This window comes from Cysteiniphilum sp. GTC20157 (assembly GCF_055396795.1).
Map to the genome: position 1 here is coordinate 830,695 of NZ_AP044698.1, position 12,667 is coordinate 843,361.

The window sequence follows — 12,667 nt, forward strand, 5'->3', positions numbered from 1 at the left end:
AAATGCTAATTCGCCTATATTTTCAGGTATCTTAGGTTTATAATTGTCGCCGTTTTTAATACTTAGCTTTATTAAGCTTTAACCGTCTATGGAGGCAACATGTCTGAAAGGTTTCATGATATTGATACAACCGAAACGCAAGAGTGGCTAGAAGCATTAGAAGATGTGGTGACGCGTGAAGGTGCAGAGCGTGCTAGTTTTCTGGTAAATCGCTTATTGGATCGCGCTGGCGAAATTGGCATTGATGGCGCGTATGCGCCTGCCAAGAGTATTTCGTTTATGAATACGATTAAAGTGGCTGATCAGACTGGTTATCCAGGGGATTTGGAAATTGAGCAAAAAATCGAGAATCTTAATCGTTGGAATGCGGCGGTGATGGTTGCTAAAGCCAACAAAAAAGATGGCACGTTAGGTGGGCATATTGGCTCAGGTGCATCCATTATGACGCTGTATGAAGTCGGCTTTAATCACTTCTTTCATGCGCCAAATGAAACAAAAGCCGGAGATTTAGTATTTTATCAAGGGCATACAACGCCTGTGATTTACGCGCGCTCTTATCTTGAAGGGCGTTTAACTGAAGAACAGCTAAAGAACTTCCGCCAACAAGCATTCAATGGTGATAAAGGTTTATCGTCTTATCCTCATCCATATTTACAGCCAAGCTATTGGCAGTTTCCAACCGTTTCGATGGGACTTGGTCCTTTGCAGGCAATTTACCAAGCACGCTTTATGAAATATCTACAAGCGCGTCAATTAGCCGAAACCAAAGATCGGCGTGTATGGGCGTTTTGTGGTGATGGTGAGATGGATGAGCCTGAATCATTAGGGGCGATTAATCGCGCGGCACGTGAAGGCTTGGATAATCTGATTTTCGTGATTAACTGTAACCTTCAGCGCTTAGATGGTCTAGTTGATGGCAATGGCAAGATCGTTGAAGAATTCGCTCAGATTTTCACGGGTGCCGGTTGGAATGTCATTAAAGTATTATGGGGTAGTAATTGGGAGCCGTTATTTGCCAAAGACACCAACGGTAAATTACAACAGCGTTTAGCACAAATGAATGATGGTCAGATGCAGTTTGCGCGTTCGCATGGCGGACAAGATTTGCGCCAGACTATTTTCGGTGGTGATCCTGAACTAGAAGAAATGGGCAAAGGTTATACCGATGAAGACGTGCAAAACTTAATGCGTGGTGGTCATGACCCAATCAAGGTTTATGCTGCCTATCAGCGTGCAGTCAATAATACAACGGGTAAACCAACCGTTATTTTACCGATGACGATTAAAGGCTATGGTTTGGGCGAATGGGGTGAGTCCAAAAATATTGCCCATAACGTCAAAAAGCTAGATACCGCAGCATTGAAATATATCCGTGATCGCTTTGATGTACCGGCAACGGATGAGCAAGTTGAAAACATGGAATTTGTGAAATTCCAAGAAGGCTCTAAAGAGCATGCCTATTTACATGCGCAACGTAAAGCATTAGATGGATATGTCCCCGCACGCTTTGAAGATAATACAGCGCTGCCGATTCCAAGCTATGAGGATTTTGGTAAGTTATTTTTAGAAGCCAGCGGTGATCGTGAGTTTTCAACGACAACAGCATTTGTACGTATGTTCGTTAATCTAACACGTCATAAAGAGCTCAAAGATCGTTTGGTGCCAGTGACAGTAGATGAGTCACGCACGTTTGGTATGGAGGGTTTGTTCCGTCAACTAGGCATTTATAACCACCGTGGTCAGCAATATGTGCCAGAAGATAAAGCGCAAGTGATGTATTACAAAGAGTCGGTTGATGGGCAAATCATTCAAGATGGCATTAATGAAGCCGGTGGTTTTTGCTCATGGTTAGCGGCAGCGACTTCGTACAGTGTCCATCGTGTACCGATGATTCCGTTTTATATCTATTACTCAATGTTTGGCTTTCAACGTATTGGTGATTTGGCATGGTTGGCAGGGGATTCACATGCCAAAGGTTTCTTATTAGGAGGTACAGCAGGACGCACGACACTTAATGGCGAAGGACTTCAACACGAAGATGGGCATAGCCATATTCAAGCAGGCCTTATTCCATCATGCATCTCTTATGACCCAACGTATGCGTATGAACTTGCTGTTATCCTTTGGGATGGTATGCGTCGCATGTATGTTGAGGGTGAGCAAGTTTTCTATTATGTCACGGTAATGAATGAAAACTATGTGCATGGCGCGATGCCTGAAGGTGCTGAAGAGGGTATCATCAAAGGTTTATATTTGTTAAAAGGTGCTAAAAAAGCCGATGCTAAAAAGCATGTACAGTTAATGGGTTCAGGCACCATTTTGCGTGAAGTGGAAGCCGCTGCTGAATTGTTAGAGAAAGACTTTGGTGTAACCAGTGATATTTGGAGTATGACCTCAGCCAATGAGCTTTATCGTGATAGTCGTAAAGTAGCGCGTTGGAATATGTTGCATCCTGATAAAAAAGCGCAAGAAACTCATATTGAAAAATGCTTGAAAGACCGCAAGGGCCCAGTGATTGCATCAACGGATTATATTAAGCTTTATACCGAGCAGTTGCGTGAATTTATGCCTCAAAATTATATTACGTTGGGCACTGATGGCTTTGGTCGTTCTGATTCACGTGAGAACTTAAGAAGTTTCTTTGAAGTAGATCGTTATCATGTCGTTATTGCCGCATTAACTGGCTTATTACGTGAAGGTGCTGTGACTGCCAAAGTGGTTAAAGATGCGATTAAGAAATATAATATTGATCCAGAACGCCTTGACCCGATTAATCACTAGTAGGGGCGTATTGAATACGCCCAAGAGAGAGTATTGCATACGCCCAATAGGGAGTTGCGTACACCCAAAAAAGCATTTTAAAATTAAATTAAAAACAAGAGGAAAATTGCATGGCAATACAAAAAGTCACAGTACCAGATATTGGTGACTATAAAGATGTTGATGTAATTGAGGTGAATGTCAACGTAGGAGATGTGATTGAGGCGGAAGACTCATTAGTTACCCTAGAAACGGACAAAGCGTCAATGGAAGTGCCAGCCCCTTTTGCAGGCGTTGTTAAAGAGATTAATGTCAAAGTAGGTGATAAGGTCTCAGAGGGCTCATTGGTTCTATCTGTAGAAACTGATGCAGCGGCTTCATTTGAAGCACCTCAAGCAGCTGATTCGGTAACACCAGAAGTTACTCCATCACAAGCGCAAAACACACGAGTGGTTAATGTGACCGTTCCTGATATTGGTGATTATAAAGGGGTTGATGTCATTGAGATCAACGTCAAGCCAGAGGACGAGATCAATGCTGAAGATTCATTAGCAACGCTTGAAACCGATAAGGCGTCAATGGAGATTCCAGCACCTGAATCAGGTAAGGTCGTTGATGTTAAAATTAAAATCGGTGATAAAGTATCACAAGGTGACTTGGTGCTAACACTTGAGGTTGCAGGTGCAGCAACTGTTACACCCGCAGCAAAACAACCAGAAACCAAAGCAGCAGCTATCACTGCTGCCCCAGCCGCTCAAACTCAGTCAGCTGCTGGATTTGAAGCAACTGAAGTGCATAACACCAATGCCCATGCATCGCCTGCTGTGCGTCGTTTAGCGCGTATCTTAGGTGTTGAATTATCACGTGTTGTGGCAACAGGTCGCAAAGGGCGTATTACCAAAGAAGACTGTGAAAACTATATCAAAAAAGCCGTGCAAGCCGCTCAATCAGGCAATGTATCAAGTGGTGGTGGATTAGATCTTTTACCTGATCCACAGATTGACTTTGCTAAATTTGGTGAGATTGAAGTTGAGTCTTTATCACGCATTAATAAATTAAGTGCCAAGAACTTAGCGCGCAACTGGGTGAAGATCCCACATGTGACTTTCTATGATGATGCGGATATTACCGACCTTGAAGCCTTTAGAAATGCGAAAAAACCAGCTGCTGAAAAAGCAGGTGTTAAAGTGACACCGTTATCATTTTTGATCAAGGCTGCTGCTGTGGCATTAAAAGAATATCCACGTTTTAACAGCTCATTATCCAATGATGGTGAGAATTTAATTGTTAAGAAATATTTTAACATTGGTTTTGCCGCGGATACGCCGAAAGGGCTAGTTGTACCCGTCATCAAAGACGCTGATCAAAAAGGTATTTTTGAAATCTCACGCGAGATTATGGAGTTAGTTAAGAAAGGACGTGATGGTAAGTTAAAACCTGATGATATGCAAGGTGCGACATTTACGATTTCAAGTTTAGGCGTTTTAGGTACGACTGCATTTACGCCAATTATTAATATGCCTGAAGTGGCAATTATGGGTGTATCAAAGGCTGCCATTAAACCGGTATGGAATGGTAAAGAGTTTGCGCCAAGAACAATGCTGCCATTATCGCTATCTACTGATCATCGCGTGATTGATGGCGCGTTAGCAGCACAGTTCTTAACGCGTTATTGTGCAATTTTGGCAGATTTAAGAGAAATACTTTTATAAACAAAGGGTAAAAAAATGAGTGATGTAAACAATATTAAAACAGAAGTCGTTGTCTTAGGTAGTGGTCCTGGCGGTTATAGTGCGGCATTTCGTGCGGCAGATTTAGGTAAAAAGGTCGTACTCGTTGAGCGTTATGACTCCATTGGTGGCGTGTGCTTAAATGTTGGATGTATCCCATCAAAAGCGTTGTTGCATGTCGCTAAAGTCATCAATGAAGCGCGTCACTTAGAAAAAGATGGCTTGATTAGTTTTGATAACTTAACGTTCAATAAAGATAAAATTTTAGGTTATAAAGATAAGATCGTTGGGCAATTAACAGGTGGCTTAAAAGGCTTGGCAAAACAGCGTAAAGTTGAGATTGTACAAGGCTATGGTAAGTTTACAGGTGCTAATGAAATTGCTGTTGAAACAAAAGATGGCGTTAAGAAAATTGCATTTGAAAATGCCATTATCGCAGTGGGTTCTAGCTCAATTAAATTACCATTTATTCCAGAGGATCCACGTATTATTGACTCAACAGGTGCGCTCGAGATGAAAGAAGTGCCGAAAAAAATGCTGGTTATTGGCGGTGGTGTCATCGGTCTTGAGATGGCGCAAGTTTATAGTGAATTAGGTTCTGAGATCACCGTTGTTGAGTTTATGGATCAACTTATGGGTGCGGCAGATAAAGATATCGTTAAGCCATATGAGAAAATGATGTCTAAGCGGTATGATATTCGCTTAGAGACGAAAGTGACTAAAGTTGAAGCGAAAAAAGATGGTCTTTATGTTTCAATGGAAGGTAAAAAGCCAGCTCAAGATGAGCGCTTTGATCACATTCTTTTGGCGGTAGGGCGTACACCAAATGGTAAGTTGATCGATGCTGAGAAAGCAGGTGTTAATGTCGATGAGCGTGGCTTTATCGCTGTTGATAATCAGCTAAAAACTAATGTGCCACATATTTATGCGATAGGGGACGTGGTCGGTCAGCCGATGTTAGCACACAAAGCCGTGCCTGAAGGGCGTGTTGCCGCTGAAGTTATCTGTGGTATGAAACATTATTTTGAGCCAAAATGCATTCCAGCGGTTGCTTATACTGATCCAGAAGTTTCTTGGGTTGGTGTGACTGAAAAAGAAGCCAAAGAAAAAGGCATCAAGTATGACAAGGGTGTTTTCCCATGGGCAGCAAGTGGTAGATCCCTTAGCATCGGACGCAATGAAGGAATCACAAAAATCCTTTATGATGAGAACCATGTCATTATTGGTGCTGGTATTGTCGGTCCAAATGCCGGTGAGTTAATTGCAGAAGCCGCGTTAGCGATCGAAATGGGTTGTGATGCCGAGGATATCTCGTTGACGATTCATCCACACCCAACCCTGTCTGAAACCTTAATGATGGCAACAGAAGTTTATGAAGGAACAGCAACCGATATTTATGCGCCTAAGAAGAAATAACTCTAATTACGGCAAAATCAGCTTTTAAAATTTTAATATCTTATCAAGACATGCTCTTTGGGGCATGTTTTTATTTCCTCTCTGTCAATATTATTTAATATGTAAATAAATACACAGTTGTAAAACGGAGTAACTATTATTGAATGCAACAACATTAGAGATTTTAAAGCAATTAAATCATGAGAGTTATATTGATGGCACTACCATCGGTAACACGCTTGGAATTACACGAGCTGCGGTATGGAAAGCGATTCAGAAACTGCAAAATGATTATCATATAGCGATTGAGTCGCATCGTGTTTATGGTTATAAGTTACAATCACCACTTATTATGCTGGATCAAACAAAGATTTTGGCAGGTGTTGAGGCGGCAAATGTAGAACTTGAATGCTTAACAACTGTTGATTCAACCAATACTTACTTGCAAAACTCAGCACTTAAAAGTGAGTATCATATTTGTATGGCAGAAGAGCAACGCCAAGGCAAAGGGCGTTTTGATCGTATTTGGCGCTCACCCTTTGCTGAGAACCTATATTACTCATTAAAAGTAAGCTTACAAAAAGAATTAAGTGAGCTATCAGGCTTGAGTTTGGCAGTGGCAGTGAGTGTCGTGAAAGCGTTAGTGAATAAATATCCAATGCTAGATGTTAAAATCAAATGGCCAAATGATATTTATATTAATGCCAAAAAGCTTTCGGGTATTTTGATTGAGGTAAAAGCAGAATCCAATGCGCAAAGTCAGATTGTTATCGGTATAGGTGTTAACGTTAATATGCAGCAAAGTGATGATATAACCCAAGATTGGACATCATTAGCAAGTGAATTAAATCATTATATTGATCGCAATGACTTAGCCATCGGCATTAGCAATAAACTGATCTCAACGTTAGAGCGATTTGAAAATAATGATTTTAGTATCTTTATTGATGATTATGCTAAGTACGATTATTTAAAAGGAAAAAGCATTGGGTTAAATATTTTAAATAAAGAAGTGATTACAGGTATTGCTAATGGCGTTAATGCGCTGGGTCAATTAAAACTTAAGGTTGGCGATAGTGAGCGTGTATTTGCTTCAGGTGAGGCTTCTATTGTTAAGTAATATAGCTAATCTATAAGGCTCAATCTATATGGTCGAAGACAGAGTGCATACGAGTCTTTAACTACTTCAAACCCAGTATGAATGTGTTGAAATTTTAATAATTTTGCAAGTACCTCTTGTCACACCATAATAATTGTTAATTCTTAACCCTAATTCTAAGCTTTTTTATTTGTACTAATAAAAACGTTGATAGGGCAGAAATAAGTAAACTCAACATAAAGCTTAATCCCAAAAGAGCAAACACACTGAGCCCTTTTTTATCATGAGAAACAAAGTAAGAAAGGGATGCTTTCACTAAGCTATCTTTACGCAATTCATACTGCTTCAATTTTATATCTTTCTGAGCTTTAATTTCTAGAAGGGATAACCTCTTTTGGTTGTTAATTTTATTAATATTAAATTGTAAATCTTCCTGCATATATTTCAGTGAATTTTGCTCTTGAAACCGTTTCTGATTAAGCACATACAGCTGTTCATATAAAAAGTTCTGTTTCAATAACAAATAACCATGATTTTCAAGTTTAATACCATTAGATTCAATCTTAGCAATCTGACGTTCCAATTCTCCTTCAAGCATTTTACTTGATTTTAAACTTTCTTTTATCTTCTCTACATTAATTTCATACTGTTTACTTAAGTTTTCTACTTCTGATTGAGCCCTTTCATCAACTAAACGCTTAGAGAAAATGTAGTTAAACTCTTCATAAGCATGACGCTTATCAATAACTGAAATTATCTCCATAATTTTGTTACTTAAATGATTTGCTAAATAGCTTGTGAAATTCTTTAAAATTATATCTAAATCACTAGTTTGATCTTTGGTTTGTGTTTTTAAAATTAATAGCTTATCGTTTGATATTTTACTATTGGATTCTACTGGAAAACTAGCTTCAAATTTTAAGTTTGAAATCAATTTTTTTTCCCTTTGATCTGTTAAGCTATTAATGTAGTTTGGAATAAGCTGCCAAACAATTAGTTCTTTTAAATTTAAGATATCTTTCAAATCATGAAAACTTAAATTGTCTGCAACCTTTTCAGTACTCATCGGAGGGTCAATGGCAATATAAATGTTATTACTCTGTTTATGAAAATATAACAAAAATGTAGACGAAACCAAGAATAGGAATAGCCCGATCAAAATAAAAATCTTAAAATTTTTTATAAAAAAAATTAAAATATCTTCAAGTGATACAACATCACTTTCATTAGTGTTTTTATTATTCATTGTATATATCCTGTAGCTTAAACTATGTGTCTGCAGATAGCTCACCACGGGCTTAGCCCCATGTGTATCTATATTTTTCTTCTTCAATTACAGACCTAGGAAGATATTCCTATTGAGGAATTTTTTTTTGAAGTGGAAAACAACCATCTTCTGAATCACCCCATTGATTAGCTGATTTCAGATTGTACCAGAAGCAAAGATCAGATTGATTTAGATAAAATGTATAAATTTGTTACATTTTATTGGTCACCTGAAATTTTAAATAATTTTCAGGTGTTTCTAAGGAGATTTTTCCTATTCTGCCTTGACGGAAATCTTGGATGATCTTTTCAGCAATATGATGCATATGCTGCTGCCCTAGTGTTTGACCAACACTCATGAGTATTTTTTCTAGATCCTCAGAATCCTCAGCGATTTTATAACGAGCATTTAAAACACCAGAGTAGTCTTCTTTTAATAACTGCAACATAAAATAGGCGGTGGTTGGATAATCCATTGCGGTATCACGAATGGAGCCAATCGCAGCCAACTTAAAGCCACAGCCTTCATCTTTAGGACTTGGAAACATGATACCGGGGGTGTCATTTAAGTAAAAATGTTTCTCGATTTCAATTTTTTGTTGCTTTTTAGTCACTGCCGGCTCATTGCCAGTTTGTGCAATTTTGCGTTTAGCAAGGCTATTAATAAGCGTAGACTTTCCGACATTAGGAATACCAAAAATAACGGCACGTATCGGTTTTAAGAGTGTACCGCGATGAGGCAGTTGTTTTTTGCATAATTGAATAATTTTTTGCGCACTTTTTTTATCACGTGCAATATCCAAGGCAATTGCTTTGCCATTATAAAATTGCAGCCATTGTTTGGTGACTGTGGGATCAGCCAAATCAGACTTAGAAAGAATTTTAATAATAGGTTTAGATTTAGCTGCTTCGTGCAGTACTGGATTGGCACTCGCCTCAGGCGCGCGCGCGTCAACAACTTCAATCGCAATATCAATTTGTGGCATAAGCTTCATAAGCTCTTTTGTTGCTTTGTGCATATGCCCTGGAAACCAGTGAATCATCGTATCGTAAAATATGCTTAGTAAATAAAACTGACGGCTACCTTAGCTTATTTGTTTAGTGAAGTAAACAATATGGTCATAGCTTATGCTGCATGGGTGAGGGGAATTTAAATTCTGTAATTTTCTGCCAATTAGCGATTTATTCGCTATTTTGTTTTGGCTATAATGAGCCCTCGACATAAGAGGATTAAGCCACACGAGGTCATAATGGGATTAAGAACACCTTTATATGAAAAGCATTTACAACACAATGCGCGAATGGTTGATTTTGCTGGTTGGGAGATGCCTATTCAATATCAAGGCGTGATTGAAGAACATCATGCGGTACGCAAAGATGCCGGTATGTTTGATGTCAGTCACATGCTAACGGTTGATATTGTTGGCAAGGACGCAAAGCGCTTTATTCGATTTTTATTAGCCAATGATATTAATAAAATACCGCAAGGTAAGGCATTGTATTCTTGCATGCTTAATGAAGAAGCCGGCATTGTTGATGATCTTATTGCCTATCATTTTAGTGATGACTTTATTCGTTTGGTGATTAATGCTGGAAATCGCACAACAGATGTTGAGTGGATGAATCAGCATAAAGGTAATTTTGACGTAAAAATTAATGTGCGTGATGATCTGGCAATTATTGCTGTGCAAGGTCCTACGGCACGCCAAAAAGCCGATGCAGCACTGAGCAATTTAGCCACAGCAGAAGTCAAAAGCTTAAAACCATTTGCCATGCATAAAAATGGTCAGTGGATGATTGCGCGCACTGGTTATACCGGTGAAGATGGCTATGAAATATCACTACCTGCAAGTGAAGCATGTGAATTTTGGGATAAGCTTATTGGTCAAGGTGTTACACCGTGTGGTCTAGCTTCACGTGATACTTTGCGCTTAGAGGCGGGTATGAATCTTTATTCGCAAGATATGGATCAAACGACAACACCTGTAGAATCAGCATTGATGTGGACGGTGTCATTAACCGATGATCGTGATTTTGTCGGTAAAAAGGCATTACTTAATAAAAAGCCTGTGATTGATAGTAAGCTTGTCGGTTTAGTGCTTTTGGATCGCGGAGTGTTGCGTCATGGTCAAAAAGTCGTAGTTGAAGGAAGCAGCAAAACAGGGGTTATCACCAGTGGCACTTTTTCACCTACTTTATCTGAGAGTGTTGCTTTAGCACGTATTCCGAAAGATGCTGAGAACGTATTTGTTGAGATTCGCAACAAGCAAGTGTCTGCTAAAATCGTGCAGTTCCCTTTTGTGCGCAAAGGCGAAAAAGTATATAAAGAATGCCAAAAGGCAGTGACTGAAAATTAATATTTTAACGAATGACATATAAAATCTAAGGAGAAAAAAATGGCAGAAATAAGAGAAGAGTGTCGCTATAGCAAGTCACATGAGTGGGTGCGTGTTGAAGGTGATATTGCCGTTTGTGGGATTGACGATTTTGCGCAATCTAGTGCGGGTGAGCTTGTTTTTGTCGAGTTACCTGAATTAGATGATGAAGTGAAAGCAGGGGACGATGTCTGTGTTGTTGAGTCAGTGAAAGCCGCCTCTGATGTTTACGCACCTGTTTCAGGGACAATTATTGAAATCAATGAAGCATTAGTTGATTCACCATCAATGGTTAATGATGCCTGCTACGATGAGGGTTGGTTATTTAAGATTAAAATGGATGACCCAACCGAGTTAGATGACTTATTATCTGCAGAAGAATATGCAGATGAGCTTGATGCTTAAGTTTGGCATATAAAGAGACGCCCGGTGAGCTCCAATGACATCGGGCGTTTTTGTTTGTAAATTTTTAAATAAAAGTAGGGGCGTATTGAATACGCCCTTGTAAGTAAGACGATAGAAACATAGTAACAATGAAAAAATAAGTTGAATTACTTATTACCTCTCCCCTTGCGGGAGAGGTCGTGCAGCTTGCGCTGCGCGGGTGAGGGGTAATTAAAATGCAACTTATTTTTTTCATCACTATCTAAGGAGCCTATATGCCTTTTGTGCCGCATACCGAGCGTGACATTGATATGATGCTTTATACGATTGGAGCAAAAAAAGTTGAAGACTTGTTTGATGAAATTCCCCAATCGATCAAAAGTAAAAGTCATTTAAACTTGGCAGATGGTTTAAATGAGTGTCAAATGCATCGTTTGTTCAATGACAAGTGCGCTAAAAATATTCCGCAAACCAACTTTATTGGTGCGGGTGCTTATCAGCATTACACACCAGCGATTGTCACGGATGTGATTAGTCGCGGTGAGTTTTATACATCCTATACACCTTATCAGGCGGAAGCCTCACAAGGGACATTGCAAGTGATATATGAATATCAGACGATGATCGCTTCATTAACGGGTATGGATATCTCTAATGCCTCGATGTATGATGGTGCAACGGCTTTGGCTGAAAGCGTATTGATGGCAGTGCGTGCCAATAAGAAAATCAAGAGTAAAAAAGTGCTGATTACTGATGCGATTTTCCCGCAGTATGTTGATGTCATTAAGTCAATGACACATGCCCAAGGGGTTGAGCTTGAGTTTTTAACGCCAAATCCAAGTATTGGTAAGACTGAGATTGATGACTTACCGGATATTGAAGTGGGTGATTATGCTGCTGTTATCGTGCCGCAAGTTAATTTCTATGGTCAGATTACTGAATTTGATGCAATAACTGATTGGGCGCATGAGACCTCAGTGATGGTAATAGGTCTTGTCAACCCAATGACGCTAGGCTTGTTAAAAGCACCGGGATATTGGGGCGAAGACGAAGATGGTGCCGATATTGCCTGTGGTGATGGTCAAAGTTTAGGATTGCCACTAAGTGGTGGTGGACCTTACTTTGGTTTTATTACCACCAAAGAAGAGTTGTCGCGCCAAATGCCAGGGCGTATTGTGGGGCGCACGGTTGATGTTGATGGTAAAGAGGCTTTTTGTTTGACACTGCAAGCACGTGAACAGCATATCAGACGTGCTAAGGCAACATCAAATATTTGCTCAAATCAAGGCTTACTTGTAACGGCGGCAACAGTTTATATGACGTTGATGGGTGCTGTTGGCTTAAAAGAAGTAGCATTACAATCGCATCAGAACACACATCGATTGATAGAAAAGCTAGCAAAAATATCAGGTGTTAATGTTCGATTTACTGATAACTATATGTATGAAATAGTTATTGATTTACCGATTTCAGCTAAAGAAGCGAAGGCGCTTGCAAGCAAAGAAAACGTACAGTTAGGTTATGATTTGGGTCAGTTTGATGCTCAACAAGCCAATAGCTTATTGGTATGTGTCACTGAGGTGCACAATGAAGCGGATTTAAATCGCTATGTTGAGGTTTTGACAAAAGTTCTAGCAATGTGTATGGCAGAGGTATAA

Annotated in this window: 9 protein-coding genes; 7 read left to right on the forward strand and 2 right to left on the reverse strand. The window is 39.5% G+C overall.

Annotation, left to right across the window (positions count from 1 at the left end):
* Positions 1-99: 99 nt before the first annotated feature.
* From aceE to ACZ5V8_RS03860, 4 genes are all read left to right on the forward strand, one after another.
* Entirely contained in the window at positions 100-2,781 is a 2,682-nt protein-coding gene (gene aceE, locus ACZ5V8_RS03845) for a pyruvate dehydrogenase (acetyl-transferring), homodimeric type (protein ID WP_464218412.1), read from the forward strand.
* 110 nt (positions 2,782-2,891) lie between these two features.
* Entirely contained in the window at positions 2,892-4,472 is a 1,581-nt protein-coding gene (gene aceF / locus ACZ5V8_RS03850) for a dihydrolipoyllysine-residue acetyltransferase (RefSeq protein WP_464218413.1), read from the forward strand.
* A 15-nt stretch (positions 4,473-4,487) separates the two neighbouring features.
* On the forward strand, positions 4,488-5,906 hold the full coding sequence (gene lpdA, locus ACZ5V8_RS03855) for a dihydrolipoyl dehydrogenase (protein WP_464218414.1): 1,419 nt from the start codon (positions 4,488-4,490) through the stop codon (positions 5,904-5,906).
* Positions 5,907-6,045: 139 nt separating this feature from the next.
* The gene (locus ACZ5V8_RS03860; protein WP_464218415.1) at positions 6,046-7,005 is read left to right on the forward strand and encodes a biotin--[acetyl-CoA-carboxylase] ligase; all 960 of its coding nucleotides are present in this window, start codon (positions 6,046-6,048) and stop codon (positions 7,003-7,005) included.
* A gap of 136 nt (positions 7,006-7,141) precedes the next feature.
* On the opposite strand, the gene ACZ5V8_RS03865 is transcribed toward ACZ5V8_RS03860, so the two are convergent.
* Positions 7,142-8,230: a hypothetical protein gene (locus ACZ5V8_RS03865; protein WP_464218416.1), complete on the reverse strand. Its 1,089-nt coding sequence runs from the start codon at positions 8,228-8,230 to the stop codon at positions 7,142-7,144.
* Between the two features lie 232 nt (positions 8,231-8,462).
* Positions 8,463-9,293: a ribosome biogenesis GTPase YlqF gene (gene ylqF / locus ACZ5V8_RS03870; protein WP_464218417.1), complete on the reverse strand. Its 831-nt coding sequence runs from the start codon at positions 9,291-9,293 to the stop codon at positions 8,463-8,465.
* 207 nt (positions 9,294-9,500) lie between these two features.
* Between ylqF and gcvT the strand changes: the two genes are divergently transcribed.
* The 3 genes from gcvT to gcvPA all read left to right on the forward strand — a co-directional run bounded on the left by gcvT (position 9,501) and on the right by gcvPA (position 12,667).
* A complete protein-coding gene (gene gcvT, locus ACZ5V8_RS03875; protein WP_464218418.1) occupies positions 9,501-10,607 on the forward strand; it encodes a glycine cleavage system aminomethyltransferase GcvT in 1,107 nt (368 codons plus the stop codon).
* Between the two features lie 39 nt (positions 10,608-10,646).
* Complete coding sequence (gene gcvH / locus ACZ5V8_RS03880) at positions 10,647-11,030, forward strand: glycine cleavage system protein GcvH (RefSeq protein ID WP_440615210.1); 384 nt, start codon at positions 10,647-10,649, stop codon at positions 11,028-11,030.
* Positions 11,031-11,284: 254 nt separating this feature from the next.
* On the forward strand, positions 11,285-12,667 hold the full coding sequence (gene gcvPA, locus ACZ5V8_RS03885; RefSeq protein WP_464218419.1) for an aminomethyl-transferring glycine dehydrogenase subunit GcvPA: 1,383 nt from the start codon (positions 11,285-11,287) through the stop codon (positions 12,665-12,667).

Bases quoted from the DNA above. Each gene is read 5' to 3' on its own strand.
- aceE (WP_464218412.1), top strand. From the start codon at position 100: ATGTCTGAAAGGTTTCATGATATTGATACAACCGAAACGCAAGAGTGG.
- aceF (WP_464218413.1), top strand. From the start codon at position 2,892: ATGGCAATACAAAAAGTCACAGTACCAGATATTGGTGACTATAAAGAT.
- lpdA (WP_464218414.1), top strand. From the start codon at position 4,488: ATGAGTGATGTAAACAATATTAAAACAGAAGTCGTTGTCTTAGGTAGT.
- ACZ5V8_RS03865 (WP_464218416.1), bottom strand. From the start codon at position 8,230: ATGAATAATAAAAACACTAATGAAAGTGATGTTGTATCACTTGAAGAT.
- ylqF (WP_464218417.1), bottom strand. From the start codon at position 9,293: ATGATTCACTGGTTTCCAGGGCATATGCACAAAGCAACAAAAGAGCTT.
- gcvT (WP_464218418.1), top strand. From the start codon at position 9,501: ATGGGATTAAGAACACCTTTATATGAAAAGCATTTACAACACAATGCG.
- gcvH (WP_440615210.1), top strand. From the start codon at position 10,647: ATGGCAGAAATAAGAGAAGAGTGTCGCTATAGCAAGTCACATGAGTGG.
- gcvPA (WP_464218419.1), top strand. From the start codon at position 11,285: ATGCCTTTTGTGCCGCATACCGAGCGTGACATTGATATGATGCTTTAT.